Below are 16,866 nucleotides of genomic sequence, written 5' to 3' on the forward strand. Positions count from 1 at the left end.
TGGTAAGGTATGTCTTTAAAAGAAAGGCCATTTTGTCTGAATGGCTGGCATATATCAGGGGTGGCGAGATGCGGTCCCGCCACCCCTGGTCTCTATCAGTCGTCTTACTTGCTGTTGGCGCCCTTCAGCACCGGCGTCCACCGCGCCACCTCGCTCACCACGAGATCGTTGAGCGCCTGCGGCGACCGGCCGGGCTTGTCGGCAATCACGCCGCCAAGGTCGAGCAGGCGCTTGCGCGTGCTTTCGTCGTCGAGCGCCACGACGAGCGCATTGTTCAGCTTCGCGATGATGTCCTGGGGCGTCCCCTTCGGTGCGAAGATCGCGTTCCAGGCGCTGACCTGATAGTCTGGCAGGCCGGCTTCCTTCGTGGTCGGGACGTTGGGCAGCGAGGGCGAGCGCTCAGGGGTGGCCACCGCATAGGCCTTGATCGTGCCGGCCTGGATCTGCGGCACCAGATTGACGATCTGGTCGCACATGAAATCGACCTGGCCGGAGACGAGATCGTTCAGGGCCGGGCCCGTGCCACCATAGGGCACCAGCGTCGGCTTGATGCCGAGCTGCGCGTCGAGCAGGGTGCAGGTGCTGTGCGACACCGAGCCCACGCCCGCATGGGCCTGGTTGACCTTGTCGGCATTGGCTTTCACGTAGGCCACGAATTCCTTGAGATCCTTGGCCGGAAAATCCTTCTTCGCGACGATGAGGATCGGCGTTCCGGCCGCGAGACCGACGGGCGCGAAATCCTTCGCCGGATCGTATTTCAGGTTGGGATAGAGGGCGGGTGCCGCGCCGTGGGTGCCCATATGGCCCATTACCAGGGTATAGCCGTCGGGAGCGGCCTGGGCAGCGCGGGTGCTGCCGGTCGTACCGCCGGCGCCGGCCACGTTCTCCACGATGATCTGCTGGCCGAGCGTCTTCGACATGTTCTCGGCGACAATCCGCGCGATCACGTCCGTCGGTCCGCCGGCCGCGAAGGGGACGATCATGGTGATCGGCCGCTCCGGATAGGCGGCCGCGGCGCCACCCAGCGACAAGCCGAGGCCTGCGCCAACAGCCATGGCAGCGGCAAGGCCTGCCATGAGGCGTCTTGAAAGGGTCTTGTGCATCGATTGAACCTCCCTAGGTCATGCAATTCATTTGAAAAACTGGATATCCGCGAACTATTCCACGAAGACCTCGTCGCGGCTTCTGCGGATCGACGGCAGCACGGCGACGATGAGCAGTGTCGCGGCAATCAAGAGAAGGCCTGCGCTCACCGGCCGCTCAATGAACGTCATGAGGTCGCCGCGGGAAATGATGAGCGCGCGCCGCAGGTTTTCCTCCATCAGCTTGCCGAGGACATAACCAAGCAGAAGCGGTGCGGGTTCGAAGCCGAGCTTGATAATGCCATAGCCGATGATCGCGAAGACGGCGGTGAACACCACGTCGGCCGGCGAATTGTTGATGGAATAGACGCCGATGCTCGAGAAAATCAGAATGGCCGGGAACATCAGCCGGTAGGGCACCTTGAGCAGCTTCACCCACAGGCCGATCAGGGGCAGGTTGATGATGAGCAGCATCAGGTTGCCCATCCACATCGAGGCGATCATGCCCCAGAACATGTTGGGGTTGCGCGTCATCACCTGCGGGCCCGGCACGATGCCGTGAATGGTCATGGCGCCGACCATCAGCGCCATCACCGCATTCGGGGGAATGCCGAGGGTCAGCAGCGGGATGAAGGATGTCTGCGCGCCGGCATTGTTCGCCGATTCAGGTCCTGCCACGCCTTCGATCGCCCCATGGCCGAAGCGGCGCGGGTCTTTGGCGATCTTCTTTTCGAGCGAGTAGGAGGCGAATGGCCCGAGCACGGCGCCGTTGCCGGGGAGAATCCCGAGGACGCCGCCGATGAAGGTGCCACGCAGAATGGAGGGGCTCGATTGTCTGAGCTCTGCCAGGGATGGCAGGAGCCGGCCGATCGCCTTGCGGACGACGTCCCGGTGCTCGGTTACCTCCAGATTACGCAGGACCTCCGCGAAGCCGAAGATACCCATGGCGAGGATGGCAAAGTCGATGCCGTCCGCGAGCGGCGCGTAGCCGAAGGTCATGCGCTCCTCGCCGGTTTCGAGATCCGTGCCGACGGTGGAGAGCAGCAGGCCGGCGAGAATCATGGCGATGGCCTTGAGCACCGATCCGCGCGCCAGCACCACCGCGAAGACGAGGCCCATGACCATGAGCGAGAAATATTCCGCCGGGCCGAACAGAAGCGCGAGCTTCGTCAGCGGCAGGGCGACGGCCGCGATGACCAGCGTCGCCACCGTGCCCGCGAAAAAGGAACCGATGGCGGCGATGCCGAGCGCCGTACCGGCCCGGCCCTGCTTCGCCATTTCATGGCCGTCGAGCGTGGTGACGACGGCGGTCGCCTCGCCCGGGATATTGACGAGAATGGCGGTCGTCGAGCCGCCGTATTGCGCGCCGTAGTAGATGCCCGCCAGCATGATCAGGGCGCCGACGGGATCGATGCCGAAGGTGATCGGCAAAAGCATCGTGATGGTCGCGATGGGACCGACACCCGGCAGCACGCCGACCAGCGTGCCGATGAGGCAGCCGATGAGGCACAGCCCGATGTTCTGCAGGGTGAGCGCAGTGGAGAAACCGAGCGCGAGATGGCTGATGATGTCCATGGTCGGCGCCTCAGTAATAAACGACGCCGGGAATGATGAAGACGGGGATCGGCAGGTTGAGCCCGTATTTGAACAAGCCGACCGAAAAAGCCGTCATCGCGATCGCGAAGATGATCAGTTCCTTGATGCGCGTCTCGGGCGAGGCAAAGCCGGAGATGATGGCAAGCAGGGGACCGGCAACCGCCAGGCCGACCGTCCTGACGGTTGCGGCAAAGGCGATGAGGCCGAGGCAGACGAAGAATGGCCCGCGCATGTGCCAGCGCTCGAGGGGGGCCCCGTCCTTCACGAAGGAAATGGCGATGAGGATGAAGCCGCATAGCGCCAGCAGGGTCGCGATGGTACGCGGCAGCATGCCGGGACCCATGGCCCGGAGCGATCCTTGCGTAAGGTCGCTGGACGCCCAGAATGCAAGGATTGAGACGCCGATAAGGCTCAAGCCGGCTGCGAAGTTTTGAGGACCACGGATATGGTGACGCACTGTCGTCGCTGCGGAACGCTCCTCCTGCTGAGCCATTCTCCCCCCTGGGTCAGGTTGTTTTCCTGCCGCGTTTCAGGCACGCGGTCGTTTCTTATGTATTATCGGCCTATTGCCGGACGGGTTCAACCATAACGATCAAGATCACAAAACCTTATGTACCTATCCCTATCTATACAGATTTGCACATTATGCACTTCGACCTTTGGCGAATGTCGCGGGAGCCGCGCCTGTCGCGCTGCTGCCATCGAATCGCCTCGCACGACCGGTCGTCGGCAGGTTCGGAGCAGGCGCAATCTTTGGAGAGGGGCGGCGAATGGCAGGGATAGCGCGTCGATGAGGACGCTATCGCAGTCAGCATTCTCAGCGGTCACGACCGGGCTTGTCACTGAAGTCGGGCAAGCCAGACTTCAGCTTATCAAATAGGGAACTCGGCTGTTGCCGAGTTCCCTATCAAGAGCCGAGATCGGGAAAACCGATGTCGAGGACAAGCCTGGTGATGACGACGGTATCTCTTGGGCTATGCTTGAATGTCGATCGGGCTTAGCGCCCCAGCCGGCGGAAGCCCGCATAGCCTTCATCGGCATCATAGAGATAGTCGAAACCATTGAGGATGTGGACGCTGGTGTTGACGAAAGGCGGGCGATCCTTCCTGCCGACCAGAATGATGCGTGACGGCGCAAGCGGGTCGCTCCCCATCCCGGCCGTGAACAGATAGCCCGGCGCATCGTTGGAAGGCCGCGCGCTGAATGTCACCGAAACCTTCGTGCCGGGCACGAGCGTGCGGCCATGGTCGCCTTGGGTCACGAAGCCGGCTTCCCGGTCCGGTGGCACCGTCAGGTACATATCGGAAACGCCGGTGTCGATCAGGGCCGTGCCGCAGGCAGGCTCGCCGCCACCCACGGACATGCACCCGGGTATGGCCGCCCAGTCGCTGCCGTCATCCGCCCTGGCGAGCTTCACGAAGCGGAACTCGCCGCCTGTATTGGCGCGCGTGAGGCCCACATGGACACCCTCGCGCGTCACCACATAACCGCGCCTGAGACGGCCGGGCTTATTCATCTCGCCCATGTCGGGCAGGCTGAGGAAAGGGTTCTTGTCCGGCGTGCTCTGGCTCTGCCGGTCGCCTTCCCGCGCAAAGCCGATTCCGAGCATGACGACGTGGCGGGGATCATCGGTGGCCTGGCAATCGCGGGCGTTTTCAAAGCAGTCGATCTGGCGCACGGCAAGCACTGGCATGGGCCGGGTTGTAATGGACGTGCCGCCAGCACCGCTGATCGTCAACGGCGTCACGACCCAGTCCCCGCGCATGATGCGGCCTGAACTCGTATAGGTCAGCTGTCCGGGCGCGACGACGGGCAGGCGGTCCACATTGGGAATGAGGCTCGCTGAAACGACGACGCCCGTCGACCCCGTATCCATCACGGCGCGATAGTCCTGCCCGCCGAAGGACAGATGCAGCGTCGGCGGGCGGCGCATGGGCTCGTCCGCCCCCGGCGCATCGAGAAACCGCAGGAACGGTGCGCGGCCCTCATCGGTGTAGCGCGGCTCGGCCATCGCCGTCGTCGCCAGCGCCGTCGTCCCCAGCGCAAGGGCGCCGATCATCGCGCCAAGACCCATTCGTGCCAGGCGCATCAGCGTTCGGCCTTGGGCAGGTAGTGGGCCAGCGCATGCGCCAGTTTCGGCGCGGTCAGGGTTTGCAGCCAGACCTTGCCCGGCCCGGTGAGCTGGGCGAGAAACAGGCCGTCGCCGCCGAACAGGACGTTCTTGACGCCACGGATGGTCGTGAGCTGGAAATTGACGGTATCCTCGAACATGCCGACATGGCCGGGATGAACCTGCAGACCTTCGCCCGCCTTCAGGTCGTAGATGACCGTCTCGCCGCCCAGCTCCACCCAGGCCGTGCAGGTGCCGGAGAGCTTCTGCAAGGTGAAGCCGTCGCCTCCGAAGATTCCCGCTCCGAGCGACTGCTGGAAGCCGATGCCGAGTTCGACGCCGGCTGTCGCGCAAAGGAAGCCGTGGTGGTGGATGAAATAGGAGCGGCCACCGCCCACCTGTACCTCGTGGAGGCTGCCGGGGATCTGCGCGGTGAAGGCGACAAGGCCTGATCCTCCCTCCGCCGTGAACTCTGTCATGAACAGGCCGCCACCCGTCAAAGCTCGCCCCATGGACCCCCAGAAGCCGCTGGAGCCGGCCGTTGCTGTGGTCGTCGTGAGCTTGACCGGGCCCGCGAGCCAGGACAGTTGGTCGGGGCCGGCGATAATTGTCTCGCCGGGCTCGAGATTGACTTGCAGAACGGGAAGCGTGGTGCCTGTGATTGTTGTCTGCATGGCTGGGTCCATCGTCTGGAGATGATGGCACGTTACACAAACCAGCCCTGCGATAAACAGAAATACAACTATATCCCTAATCGCATGCGCCGAGCTTACGCTGGCATGCGCTGACGGCTCTTGGCCTTGATGTCTAGCGGCTTTCCGCCGACCCACACGCCCTCGACGCTGAGGTCTTCCGTGAGATGCACGATATCGGCGCGCCGCCCCGGCACGAGCCGGCCATAGTCCGCCGTTACGCCGAGCGCCATCGCCGGATAGAGCGAGGCCATGCGGAGTGCTTCCTCCAGGGCAACGCCGACGGTATCAGCCATGAAGCGCACGGCGTCGATGAGCACGATATCGGATCCGGCGAGCGTGCCGTCTTCCAGCGTCAGGCGATCGCCGACGCGTGTGACCTCTCGGCCGTTGAGAAGGAAGCTGTTCTGGATGGACCCTGCCGTGGGCATGGCGTCGCTGACGAGAAAGAAGGGCAGGCCGCGCTTGGCCTGCATGGCCGTGCTCATGGTGGCGGGATGGACATGGTGTCCATCGGCGATGAGCCCGCACCACACCTGTTCGCTCGCAAGGGCGGCGCCGACGATGCCGGGATCGCGGCTGCCAAACTGGCTCATGGCGTTGAAGAGGTGGGTGACGCAGCGCGCGCCCGCCTGGAATGCGCCCATCGCCTCCTCATAGGTGGCGTTGCTGTGACCGATCGAGACCGTCACGCCGGCCTTGATGAGGGCCTCGATCTGCTGGTTGGTCACGGCTTCGGGGGCGAGTGTCATCATAACGTTGCGCAGCCCGGTATGGGTCAGGCGCAGCAATTCGCCATCGTTCAGATCGCGGATCAGCGCCGGGTCATGGGCGCCTTTCTTCGCGGGCGCGATGAACGGCCCTTCGATATGGATGCCGAGGCACCCCTCGATGCCCTGCGCGATGGCTTGCCGCGCGGCCGTGATGGCGCCATAGGTGACCTCGGGATGGTCGGTGATGACAGTCGGCAGCAGGGCGGTCGTTCCCATGCGGGCGTGGGCCGCCACGATGTCGCGAATGCCCTCGACGGTCGGCTGGCTGTTGAATAGGACGCCGCCGCCGCCGTTCACTTGCAGATCGATGAAGCCGGCGGAGATGAGACCGTCATCGATACGGACGACCTCGATATTGGCAGGCAGCTCCCGTGCCGGCACGATCGCGCGAATGCGGCCTTCGTCGACAACAAGCGCGTGCTTGCGATGGCGGGTTCGGCCGTCGAAAACGTCAGCGCCCGAAAGGGCAAAACGCGTTGGCACGTCCGTCATGGGTCATGGCTCCGCAATAGTTAACAGACTGTGGATGCGCGATCCCTGCCGAGGCGTCAACAGACCCGTGTGCTTGAACGCGATCATAACAGGAAGCAATGGCGACCGCCTAAGTCTGTTTCGCTGCTTTGCCATCGATCAGCAGCGCCGTGAATTGCGGCCGATGCGATGATTTCTTCATGGCCTATGCCTATGCTGCCGATAGCGGAGGTCTTGCGGCATCACGCGGCACGGCAGCCGTCGCGCCAGATCGAGACGTTGCCTGCCGCGCGTGATAGGACGTTCGCACCAAATGCAAGACAGTATGGAGGCCGGTGTGGCAGTAGTTGAACGCGACAATCAGGGATCCTGCGCGATCCTGCGGCTGAACAGGCCTGAGGTTCTCAACGCCTTGAATGCCGAAGTCCTTCACGCATTGGGCGAGGCCCTCGATGCTGTGGCGAAGGACGAGGCGGTCCGCGCCCTCATCGTCACCGGCGCAGGCCCCAAGGCCTTCTGCGCGGGCGCCGACATCAAGGAATTTCTCGCCCAGTCGCCTATCGCGATGAAGGAGCGCTCGGAGCTCGGCCAGTCGACCTTCGCGAAGCTCGGGCGCCTGCGCATTCCGTCCATCGCGGCGATGAACGGCTTTGCCTTCGGCGGCGGTTTCGAGCTCGCGCTGGCCTGCACCTTCCGCGTGGCGCTCGCCACGGCAAAGATGGGCCTGCCGGAGGTCAAGCTTGGGCTCCTGCCCGGCTTTGGCGGCACGCAGCGCCTGCCACGCCTGATCGGCGAAGCCCGCGCGCTCGAGCTCATCATGAGCGGGCGTTTCATCGATGCCGCGGAGGCGGACAAGTTCGGCCTCATCAACCGGGTCGTCAGCGATGACGTCGTTGCTGCGGCGGTCGCCTTTGCCGGCGAATTCACCGGTTTCAGCCTGTCCTCGCAGAGCCTCGCCCGGGCGGCCGTGGAGCGGGGCGCCTCCGTCGCGCTCGACGAGGGCCTGCGCATCGAAGCCGAATTGTTCGGGCTTGTGGCGTCGACCGATGATGCCGCGGAGGGCTGCGCCGCCTTCGTGGAGAAGCGGGCGGCGGTTTTCAAGGATCGCTAAATCTGTATTGTGCTCGCGCCGGCTCATGCATGAACCGGCGCGGCTCACCCCGTTCGGTCCAGAGGTTGCGAGATGGTGTCGTCTATTCTTGGGCTTGGCAGGTTTTTTAGGCTGGGCAGTTTTTTTAGGCTTGGCAGATGGACTGGGCTTGGCAGATGGACTGGCTTCAGCCGCGCGGCAAGCTTCGGAGCGAGCCTTGCCGTGGCCGTCCTGCTGGCGTCCGGCGCCAAGGCCGATGACGGCTTCAACCTGAATGCCGAAGCGTTCCTCAAGATGTTGAATGCCCAGCCGGCCATGGCCGGAGCGAAGCTCTCCTTCGCCGTGGACAAGACCATGGCGGCGCCCGACGGCTCGTCGCTCGTCTTTTTCGCGGGCGGCGACTGCGTGAAGGGGCAGGGTCACACCACGCGCCGTGGCCTGCTGCTGACCTTCTCGGTGACCGTGCCGGATTCCTGCATGAGCGAGACCGCGAAGGTCGCGCCCTATCTGTATACGATCGTCGCGACGCTGGAGCCGACGCTGGATCCCCACAAGATCGCGCCCTCGATCGACGCGTTGCTCGCTGCTGCAAAGGCGACCCCGGGAAAACTCGCGTTGCGCCAGATCGGCGGGCGGCTCTATGGCGCGGCCTATGACAATGAAGCCGGCCAGACCACCTTCATCCCCTATCCGACGATCAACTGAAGACACGCAACCTGTGGTGCGACGAGCGAACGGGCAGGGCGGTTCCTGACCGTCTGGACGCGTTCGCTCGCGCGTGGCCGGGCGGGCGTCAGCCGGCGTTGCCGCCGCCCGCGAGATTGGCGGGCTTGCCATCGACGGGGATGTCGAGGCCCTGTTTCAGCGTGTTGAGATGAAACTCGCGGATGCGGCCGTTCTCGGGATCGCTGACGAAGGCGCTGTCCCCGACGATCGCCAGGCTCGGCACGGGGGTCGTCGCGCCGTAGGCGCAATCGAAATTGCCGACGGCGTTGAAAGTGGCGACTTCCTTCCACGCGGGTGCAATGTCATAGACTCTGAGCACTCCATCCGGGGTCAGGTTGATGACCCGCTTCGCGTCGGGGCTGACCTCATATTGGCACGTCGCCTGCCCGCCGGGGACGGCGAAGACGTCAGCTTCGGAGAGGGCCGTTGCCTTTGGGTCGATGCGCAGGAAAGCGTCATAGGGCGATTTCAGGCCGTAGTTGGCCACCATATATTGCCCGTCGGCCACCGCCTTGATCGTGCTGGAGCGGCGCCCGTCGGGATAGGCGATCTTGCGCGAGCCCCAGGTGCCGTCCGCCGCCTTGGCGATCACGAGGAGCCCGCCGTCGCCGCGCTCGTCTCCGGCGATCGTCTGGTTGCATCCGAAGACATGGGTGTTGGCGAGCGAGGCGTGCCCATGGAACTCCTTGCAGGACTTCGTCGGGTCGCTCGTGTCGTTGAAGGAGGCGATACGCGCCCAGTTCTTCGAGCGGTCGAGGATTTCGTAGCCGTCCGGGCGTGAGGAGACCTTCTGGTTGTCGCCCTTGGCATAGGCCGGTTTCGTCACCGAGATGATCCATTGCTCCTGGCCGAGCGGGATCGCGATGCCATGCTGGGGCGCCGGACCCTTCCATTCCGTGACCTCGGGCTTGGCCGCGCCGAGGCCTTCGAGCGGCATCACATAGGCCTTGGCATTGCTCTTGGCCTCCCACGGACGGAGGCCATCATAGAATATGGCGAGCCAGCCGTTTTCGGAGACCACATGGGCGGGGCGATCACCCTTGAATGTCAGATCGAGCAGCTTGACTTCACCCTTGTCCACATCTTCGTGGTCGCCGTGCGATTCGAAGGTGAGGCCGTTGTCGAGGATGCGGACCGTGCCCGCGTCGTCACCGGTCTTGATGACCACATGGCGCCTGTCTTCGGCGGTGGCGAAGACAGGATTGGCCTTCGGCATTTCGAAACTGTGGGTGATCTCGCCGCTGTCGAGATCGAGCACGCGGACAACAGGCTTCTCGTGGTCGGCGAAGACCAGCCGTCCCCGTTTGACGGCATGGTCATGCGCCAGGGTCACCCCGGGCACCGCGCAAGTGACGGCAACGGCAAGTGCGGTGGACGCCAGAAGGGCGGAAAGATCATGTCGGATCACGATTGTCTCCTGAAACGGAATATCTCGATTGCGCGCATCAATTGTAACGATATAACATACCTGTCAATGTCCGATGTCCTCGGGTCGCCATTGCGATGGGCGGACCTGAAGGGGCACTCAGCCGGGAATCCGCTGCCGGTGTTGACCCACGGAAAGCGCCCCGCTATGAAATGTAATGATATAACATTTCATTCATTTAAGATCCGTTCAAACCCAAAATATCCAAGCCAAAATATCCAAGCCAAAAGATCCCGCCATGACAGCTCCTGCCCAGAACGATCAGCGCCTGCCCGTCACCGTGTTGTCCGGCTTCCTCGGCGCGGGCAAGACCACCCTTCTCAACCACGTCCTCAACAACCGCGAGGGGCGGAAAGTCGCGGTCATCGTCAATGACATGTCGGAGGTGAATATCGACGCCGATCTCGTCCGCGACGGCGGCTCCGGTCTGTCCCGCACCGACGAGAAGCTGGTGGAGATGACCAACGGCTGCATCTGCTGCACGCTGCGCGACGATCTTCTCGCGGAGGTGCGGCGTCTGAGCGAGACGGGCCGTTTCGACTACCTCCTCATCGAGGGCACCGGGATTGCGGAACCCCTGCCGGTGGCAAGCACCTTCTCGTTCCGGGATGAAGACGGGCAGAGCCTGTCGGACGTGGCGCGGCTCGATACGATGGTCACCGTGGTGGACGCCGCCCATCTCCTGAAGGACTACGGCTCCAATGCCTTTCTGCGTGATCGGGGCGAGACGGCCGGCGAAGGGGACGATCGGACCCTGGTCGACCTCCTCGTCGAGCAGATCGAATTCGCCGATGTCGTCGTGATCAACAAGAAGTCCGAGGTGTCGCGTGACCAGTTGGCTCTGGTGCGCAAGGTCGTCGCGGCGCTGAATGCCGACGCGCGGATCATCGAGAGCGATTTCGGCCGGGTGCCGCTGGAGGCGGTTTTGAACACGGGGCTGTTCGATGAGGAGAAGGCGCAGCAACATCCCTTGTGGTACAAGGAATTGTACGGCTTCGCAGATCATGTTCCGGAAACGGAGGAATATGGCATCCAGAGTTTTGCCTATCGCGCCCGCCGGCCGTTCGACCCGGCGAAGTTCAACGCCTTCATCAATCGCACCTGGCCGGGCCTGATCCGCGCCAAGGGCCATTTCTGGCTTGCGACGCGACCGCAATGGGTCGGCGATTTCTCCCTGGCGGGGGCGATCGCCCGGGTCACCGGAATGGGCCACTGGTGGGCCGCGATCCCGAAGGCGCACTGGCCGGATCACCCGGATTGGCAGAAGCTGCTCGCGCGGCACTGGAGCCCCGTCTGGGGTGATCGCCGTCAGGAGCTCGTTTTCATCGGCACCGGCATGGACGAGGCCGCCATTCGCGCCGCCCTCGACGACTGCCTCGTGGGGCCTGCCAACCCCATTCGCTTCGATCCTGCTGCCTTCCGGACACTGCGCGATCCCTTTCCGTTCTGGGGGCAGGCCGACGTCGCATGAGCCTCTTCGTTGGAACCACGGCTTGACCTGAGGCACGTCCATGGTCGAGTGATGGGACAACGATGGCCGTGAGCATCCTCATGCCGCCGGTCACCTCAGCAAGGGAGTGCAGCATGAAGATCGCGTTCTTGGGGCTCGGCGTGATGGGTTCGCCCATGGCGCGCCATCTGGCGGCGAAAGGTCACGAGGTCACCGTCTACAACCGCACCGCGGCGAAGGCCGAGGCCTGGGTGGCCGCCAACGGCGGCCGATTCGGCAGGACACCGGCGGAAGCTGCCGCCGGCCAGGACATCGTCATGAGCTGCGTGGGTAACGATGATGACCTGCGCGCCATCATTCTCGGCGCGGAGGGGGCCTTCACGGCCATGAAGGCGGGCGCGATCCTCGTCGATCACACCACCGCCTCCGCCGACGTGGCGCGCGAGATTGCGGCCAAGGCTGGGGAAAAAGGAATCGGCTTCATCGATGCGCCGGTCTCCGGCGGACAGGCCGGTGCCGAGAACGGCGTGCTCACCGTCATGTGCGGCGGCGATGCCGAGACTTACGCGCGGGCCGAACCGGCGATCCTTTGTTTTGCCCGCGCGTCGCGCCTGATGGGCCCGGCGGGGTCGGGGCAATTGACGAAGATGGTCAACCAGATCTGCATCGCCGGGCTCGTCCAGGCCCTGTCCGAGGGCGTTCATTTCGCCCAGAGCGCCGGCCTCGACGTCGAGGCGGTGCTGGATGTCATCTCCAAGGGTGCCGCCGGCTCGTGGCAGATGGAAAACCGCGGCAAGACCATGAACCAGGGGAAGTTCGACTTCGGCTTCGCCGTCGACTGGATGCGCAAGGACCTCTCCATCTGCCTGTCCGAAGCGCGGCGCAACGGTGCGACGCTGCCCGTCACCGCGCTCGTCGACCAGTTCTACGGCGAGGTGCAGAAGAACGGCGGCCGGCGCTGGGATACCTCGAGCCTCATCACCCGCCTGAAGAAGGCCGAGTGAGAAGCGGGGACAAGGTACGCGCGGCAACGACCTCGCAGTCTCCGTGTCGTCCCCGGCGGGCTGCGAAGCGGCCCGGGAAGGGGACCCACGACCACCGGCATTGCAAGATCGCAGATCGACGGTGTGCATGGATCCTCTTCCCGGCGCTGCGCGCCGCCGAGGATGACATCTGGTTTTCGGCCTGTCGTCTCAGGCCCGTTTGCCCGAACGCGCGGTGAATCGGTAGCGTTCCCTCTCCCGTTCGGGAGAGGGGCAGGGTGAGGGCCGTCGGCGGTCTTGGCTTCCGAACCCGCACTTTCGGATCGCTTTGGAATGCCCGCGACCCGACGGCGGGGCGAATGCAGGCGATCAGCGCGACCGCCCCCGCGCATCGACCGGCATCGTGACGTCCGGCGCGCCCGGCCGCGTCATCAGGATCTCGTCGTGGAGGTTTACGACCACACAGACGTGGTTCGGGATGATGCGGACCGTCTCGCCGATCTCCGGGCGCCGCGCGCAGGCGGAGAGGTCGACGATGCCGTGCTCCTCGTTGAGCTTCACGATGACCGCCTCCGGATAGTCCGGCATGAGGCCATAGCCCCGTGCCGGCCCGCCTGGCGTCAGGTCGCTCGACAGGGATTTGGAACCGGCATCGATGATGGCCCGGTCCGCCGTCGGCCGGCTGACCACGGTCGCCTCGATGTGCAGCGCGCAGTCATCGAGGCTGGCCGCCCCCTGGTCCACGGTGTTGCGGTCGTTGTAGATGTAGGTGCCGACCCTGAGTTCCGTCACGCCGGGCACTTCATGGGCGTGGAAGGCACGCGGCGTGCCGCCCGCCGAGATTTCAGGCATGGCGATGCCTTCAGCCGCGAACAGCGCCTTGGCCTCGGCTATGAAGGCCGCGGCCTCCGGGCCGAGCGGATAGGTCATGAGCCCGCCGAAGGTGAGGCCGGACGCCGCGCCCATGCGGTGTGCCAGGGCGAGCGCATCGGCGGGTGATGCCACCCCGGCGCGCCGCCCCCCGCTCTCGAATTCGACGAGGACCCGGATGGTGGCGCCCGCGGCCCGTGCGGCCTCGGCGGCGGTGTCGACGGCGAGCGGGCTGTCGGCAACGACCGCGAGCGTTGCCCTGCGGGCGAGCCCCGCGAGCCGCGCGGCCTTGACCGGGCCGATCAACGGATAGGAGATCAGGATATCGGTGATGCCGGCGTCGATCATGATCTCGGCTTCACCGAGCTTCTGGCAGGTGATGCCGACCGCGCCGAGATCCAACTGCCATTTGGCGAGCCCCGGCATCTTGTGGGTTTTGATGTGCGGCCGAAGCTTCAGCCCGTGGCTGTCGCAATAGGCCTGCATGCGTTTCAGATTGGCCTCCACGATGGCAAGATCGACGACAGGCATGGGCGTGTCATCGGCGCGGGGCTGAAAAATCATGAGGCCATCTCCTTGTGCAGCGGGAAACGTGACGGCGCGCACGGTCAAACGCGGCGCACCGTCCTCTGCAGCCGGAATGCTACAGCCACCGGGATATGCACGCCACACTGCTTTGCGGCTTGATCTCGGCTGCCCAACCTGCAAGTTGTTCGGGACGAGTGGAGTGCGATCCTTCCATGTGGCTTGCCAGCATCATGTCAACATCCCGCCGCGTGGGTGCCGTCCCGGCCATGGTGGGCCGGGCCGCGATGAGGACGCCCCTTCGGTCGCGCCCGGTCACCGCGCTGCGAGGACTATGCGTGGCGGCCGGCCTTGCCGTTGCGGTGACGGGCTGCGGGACCCCGCGCGGCGTGCTCGCGCCGGTGGCGGAAACGGCGCCGGGTGCCTCGAAGGTGTCGATGATCGTCGCCACGACGCGTCAGGTTGCGAAAGACCCCGGCACGATGTTCACCGGTGAACGTGGCATGACCCCCTCCTTTGCCGCAATCACGGTGTCGATCCCGCCGGAGAGCGCGCGCAAGGTCGGTGAGGTGCAGTGGCCCCGCCGGCTTCCGGGCAACCCCGCGACTGATTTCGTCACGCTCAGCACGGATTCTCTGGATCGGGCGCAAGCGATTGCGTGGTTCAACCGTTCGGTGAAGAGGACGCCTAAGCGGCGCGTTCTTGTTTTCATCCACGGTTTCAACAATCGCTTCGAGGATGCGGTCTATCGCTTCGCGCAGATCATTCATGATTCCAACATGGATGTGACGCCGGTGCTGTTCACCTGGCCGTCGCGCGGTAGCGTTCTCGCCTACGGTTATGATCGCGAGAGCAGCAACTATTCGCGCAACGCGCTCGAGAACCTGCTGCAGTGGATGTCGCGCGACCCATCCGTTGGCGAGATCTCCATCCTCGCCCATTCCATGGGCAACTGGGTGACTTTGGAAGCGTTGCGGCAAATGGCCATCCGCAATGGACGCGTTTCGCCGAAGATCCGCAACGTCATGCTGGCGGCGCCGGATGTCGATGTGGACGTGTTCCGCACCCAGATGGCGGATATGGGCAAGGATCGCCCGAATTTCACGCTGTTCGTGTCGCAGGACGACCGGGCGCTGGCCGTCTCGCGGCGCGTCTGGGGGAATGTCGGTCGCCTGGGCGCGGTCAACCCCGAAGTTGACCCCTACAAGCAGGAATTCATCGATTACAAGTTCACGGTGCTCGATCTCACGAAGCTGCGCGGCGGCGACAGTCTCAACCACGGGAAATTCGCCGAGAGCCCGGAGGTGGTGCAGCTCATCGGGCAACGCCTCGCGTCCGGCCAGACGATTACGGATTCCCACGTGGGTCTCGGCGACCGCATCATCAGCGTGACGGCCGGCGCCGCGGCGACGGTCGGGACGGCGGCAGGTCTCGTCATTTCTGCGCCTGCCGCGGTTCTTGATCCCAATACCCGCGACAACTACGGCAACCACATGCAAACGCTCGGCAACAGCATAGCGGATACGACGACGTCGACCGGCGAGCTTCTCACCAAGACGCCGGATGAAGCCCTGCGCAACAACCGTTAGGTCGGCTTGGCGGCGTGACCCGGCGCTCGCCGGGATCGTGGCCGGGCCTTGAGACTTTGCCCATCGTGCTGTAATGCTTCGCCACCAGGCCGGGCCCCTCTGGCAGTTCTCAACGAACTGCGATGTCGGACTGGACATCGAACGGAGTGGCCTGAGACATTTGTGATCAGCTCAAGCGATGCATCAGCAGCGGGGCGCTGCGATTTCCCTCCCGCCCCGCTTCGCGCTTCGCCGGCTGCGAGCAGGTGTCATCGGTTGATCGGCCACTCTTTCCCATGAGGCGAAAGAGGACAACCATTGATGAGTGAGTTCTTTTCGGGCGAAGCTCTCACCGCCCTGCTTCAGGTCATCATGATCGACCTGGTGCTGGCTGGTGACAATGCCATCGTGATCGGCCTGGCGGCTGCCGGCCTCCCCAAGGATCAGCGCGCGAAGGCCATCCTGATCGGCATCATCGCCGCGACCGTGCTGCGTATCATCTTCGCGGGCCTGACAACCCAGCTCCTGCAGATCGTGGGCCTCTTGCTGGCGGGCGGCATCCTGCTGCTCTGGGTCTGCTGGAAGATGTGGCGTGAGCTGCGTACCCCGCACGCGGAAGAGGAAGCGGCTGTGGAGGCGCTTGCGGATGCCGATCTCAACGCCGACGGCACGATTGCCGGGGGCGCGCCGCGCAAGACCTTTGCCCAGGCTGCCTGGCAGATCGTCATCGCCGACGTCTCCATGTCGCTCGACAACGTGCTCGCGGTGGCCGGCGCCGCGCGCGAGCATCCGGGCGTTCTCGTCTTCGGCCTGGCGCTGTCGATCGCCCTCATGGGGATCGCCGCCAGCTTCATCGCCAATCTCCTGCAGCGCTTCCGCTGGATCGCCTATGTCGGTCTCGCCGTCATTCTCTATGTGGCGCTCGAGATGATCTATCGCGGTGCGGTCGAGGTGTGGCCGCTCGTGAATGGGGCGACAGGCTAGCGAGAAACGACATTCGAGAATTGCCCAACCGATATCATCGTCATCACCGGGCTTGTCCCGGTGATCCCGATCGGAAAGGCGCTTCGATGCACAGGGATGGCCGGGACAAGCCCGGCCATGACAGCTGAAAGCGCTGAATGTCGATCCATCCCAGGAATTTGCTCGTTTATTGTGGCGCGGAGCCAATCCGCAAAAGACGCACTTGCTCTAGCTGTCGAAGCTATGAAGGTTGTTCATCCGGGGCCGGGATGTGAGGTTGGGGTTGCGAAGCCAACCAACCCTGACCGGAGCGCCCGGATGAACATGCATGAGAATGCGCGGATGACCGTTCACGGTCGAGTCCTTCTGGTGAATCGGATCGTGGCAGGGGGCTGGCGCGTCGCGGATGCTGCGCGAGCGGCCGGGATTTCCGAGCGCACGGCCTACAAGTGGCTTGCGCGGTTCCGGGCGGGCGGCGAGCGGATGCTGCACGACAGGAGCTCGGCGCCCGGCCGGATGCCGCATGCGACACCGGTCGCGA

The 16,866-nt window shown here is 64.4% G+C and carries 15 protein-coding genes; 7 read left to right on the forward strand and 8 right to left on the reverse strand.

Annotated features, from left to right (window positions below):
* Window positions 1-104 precede the first annotated feature (104 nt).
* From C7450_RS28595 to nagA, 6 genes are all read right to left on the reverse strand, one after another.
* On the reverse strand, window positions 105-1,103 hold the full coding sequence (locus C7450_RS28595; protein ID WP_425351265.1) for a tripartite tricarboxylate transporter substrate binding protein BugD: 999 nt from the start codon (window positions 1,101-1,103) through the stop codon (window positions 105-107).
* A gap of 54 nt (window positions 1,104-1,157) precedes the next feature.
* A complete protein-coding gene (locus C7450_RS28600; protein ID WP_110377903.1) occupies window positions 1,158-2,657 on the reverse strand; it encodes a tripartite tricarboxylate transporter permease in 1,500 nt (499 codons plus the stop codon).
* 10 nt (window positions 2,658-2,667) lie between these two features.
* Entirely contained in the window at window positions 2,668-3,171 is a 504-nt protein-coding gene (locus C7450_RS28605; RefSeq protein ID WP_110377904.1) for a tripartite tricarboxylate transporter TctB family protein, read from the reverse strand.
* 504 nt (window positions 3,172-3,675) lie between these two features.
* Window positions 3,676-4,767, reverse strand: a complete 1,092-nt coding sequence (locus tag C7450_RS34780) for a pepsin/retropepsin-like aspartic protease family protein (RefSeq protein WP_245450178.1) — start codon at window positions 4,765-4,767, stop codon at window positions 3,676-3,678.
* Window positions 4,767-5,462 carry an AIM24 family protein gene (locus C7450_RS28615; protein ID WP_110377905.1) on the reverse strand — a complete coding sequence of 232 codons (696 nt, stop codon included), beginning with the start codon at window positions 5,460-5,462 and terminating at the stop codon, window positions 4,767-4,769. Before C7450_RS28615 ends, C7450_RS34780 begins: the two co-directional genes overlap by 1 nt.
* Window positions 5,463-5,557: 95 nt before the next feature.
* Complete coding sequence (gene nagA, locus C7450_RS28620; RefSeq protein ID WP_425351266.1) at window positions 5,558-6,736, reverse strand: N-acetylglucosamine-6-phosphate deacetylase; 1,179 nt, start codon at window positions 6,734-6,736, stop codon at window positions 5,558-5,560.
* A 325-nt stretch (window positions 6,737-7,061) separates the two neighbouring features.
* On the opposite strand from nagA, the gene C7450_RS28625 reads away from it, so the two are divergent.
* On the forward strand, window positions 7,062-7,835 hold the full coding sequence (locus C7450_RS28625; RefSeq protein ID WP_245450180.1) for an enoyl-CoA hydratase/isomerase family protein: 774 nt from the start codon (window positions 7,062-7,064) through the stop codon (window positions 7,833-7,835).
* Window positions 7,836-8,036: 201 nt separating this feature from the next.
* Window positions 8,037-8,519: a hypothetical protein gene (locus tag C7450_RS28630; RefSeq protein WP_110377908.1), complete on the forward strand. Its 483-nt coding sequence runs from the start codon at window positions 8,037-8,039 to the stop codon at window positions 8,517-8,519.
* 88 nt (window positions 8,520-8,607) lie between these two features.
* Here the strand turns inward: C7450_RS28630 and C7450_RS28635 are convergent, their stop codons facing one another.
* Window positions 8,608-9,948, reverse strand: coding sequence for a hypothetical protein (locus tag C7450_RS28635; protein ID WP_110377909.1), 1,341 nt, complete (start codon window positions 9,946-9,948; stop codon window positions 8,608-8,610).
* A gap of 256 nt (window positions 9,949-10,204) precedes the next feature.
* On the opposite strand from C7450_RS28635, the gene zigA reads away from it, so the two are divergent.
* A complete protein-coding gene (gene zigA, locus C7450_RS28640; protein WP_110377910.1) occupies window positions 10,205-11,437 on the forward strand; it encodes a zinc metallochaperone GTPase ZigA in 1,233 nt (410 codons plus the stop codon).
* A gap of 113 nt (window positions 11,438-11,550) precedes the next feature.
* The gene (locus tag C7450_RS28645) at window positions 11,551-12,420 is read left to right on the forward strand and encodes an NAD(P)-dependent oxidoreductase (protein WP_110377923.1); all 870 of its coding nucleotides are present in this window, start codon (window positions 11,551-11,553) and stop codon (window positions 12,418-12,420) included.
* A gap of 348 nt (window positions 12,421-12,768) precedes the next feature.
* Here the strand turns inward: C7450_RS28645 and C7450_RS28650 are convergent, their stop codons facing one another.
* On the reverse strand, window positions 12,769-13,833 hold the full coding sequence (locus C7450_RS28650) for an alanine racemase (RefSeq protein WP_110377911.1): 1,065 nt from the start codon (window positions 13,831-13,833) through the stop codon (window positions 12,769-12,771).
* A gap of 248 nt (window positions 13,834-14,081) precedes the next feature.
* Here C7450_RS28650 and C7450_RS28655 point away from each other — a divergent pair, with 248 nt between their 5' ends.
* The 3 genes from C7450_RS28655 to C7450_RS34160 all read left to right on the forward strand — a co-directional run.
* A complete protein-coding gene (locus C7450_RS28655; RefSeq protein WP_110377924.1) occupies window positions 14,082-15,383 on the forward strand; it encodes an alpha/beta hydrolase in 1,302 nt (433 codons plus the stop codon).
* A gap of 300 nt (window positions 15,384-15,683) precedes the next feature.
* Window positions 15,684-16,346: a TerC family protein gene (locus C7450_RS28660; RefSeq protein WP_110377912.1), complete on the forward strand. Its 663-nt coding sequence runs from the start codon at window positions 15,684-15,686 to the stop codon at window positions 16,344-16,346.
* Window positions 16,347-16,643: 297 nt separating this feature from the next.
* Window positions 16,644-16,866 (forward strand): leucine zipper domain-containing protein (locus C7450_RS34160; RefSeq protein WP_170147346.1); only part of this gene is annotated, 223 nt, incomplete at its 3' end.

Origin of the sequence: Chelatococcus asaccharovorans (assembly GCF_003201475.1) — a bacterium.
Taxonomy (GTDB): domain Bacteria; phylum Pseudomonadota; class Alphaproteobacteria; order Rhizobiales; family Beijerinckiaceae; genus Chelatococcus; species Chelatococcus asaccharovorans.

Excerpts from the sequence above, each read along its gene's own strand:
- C7450_RS28650 (WP_110377911.1), bottom strand. The coding sequence starts at position 13,833 with ATGATTTTTCAGCCCCGCGCCGATGACACGCCCATGCCTGTCGTCGAT.
- zigA (WP_110377910.1), top strand. The coding sequence starts at position 10,205 with ATGACAGCTCCTGCCCAGAACGATCAGCGCCTGCCCGTCACCGTGTTG.
- C7450_RS28660 (WP_110377912.1), top strand. The coding sequence starts at position 15,684 with ATGAGTGAGTTCTTTTCGGGCGAAGCTCTCACCGCCCTGCTTCAGGTC.
- C7450_RS28600 (WP_110377903.1), bottom strand. The coding sequence starts at position 2,657 with ATGGACATCATCAGCCATCTCGCGCTCGGTTTCTCCACTGCGCTCACC.
- C7450_RS34780 (WP_245450178.1), bottom strand. The coding sequence starts at position 4,767 with ATGCGCCTGGCACGAATGGGTCTTGGCGCGATGATCGGCGCCCTTGCG.
- C7450_RS28645 (WP_110377923.1), top strand. The coding sequence starts at position 11,551 with ATGAAGATCGCGTTCTTGGGGCTCGGCGTGATGGGTTCGCCCATGGCG.
- C7450_RS28655 (WP_110377924.1), top strand. The coding sequence starts at position 14,082 with ATGAGGACGCCCCTTCGGTCGCGCCCGGTCACCGCGCTGCGAGGACTA.
- C7450_RS28605 (WP_110377904.1), bottom strand. The coding sequence starts at position 3,171 with ATGGCTCAGCAGGAGGAGCGTTCCGCAGCGACGACAGTGCGTCACCAT.
- C7450_RS28595 (WP_425351265.1), bottom strand. The coding sequence starts at position 1,103 with ATGCACAAGACCCTTTCAAGACGCCTCATGGCAGGCCTTGCCGCTGCC.
- C7450_RS28615 (WP_110377905.1), bottom strand. The coding sequence starts at position 5,462 with ATGCAGACAACAATCACAGGCACCACGCTTCCCGTTCTGCAAGTCAAT.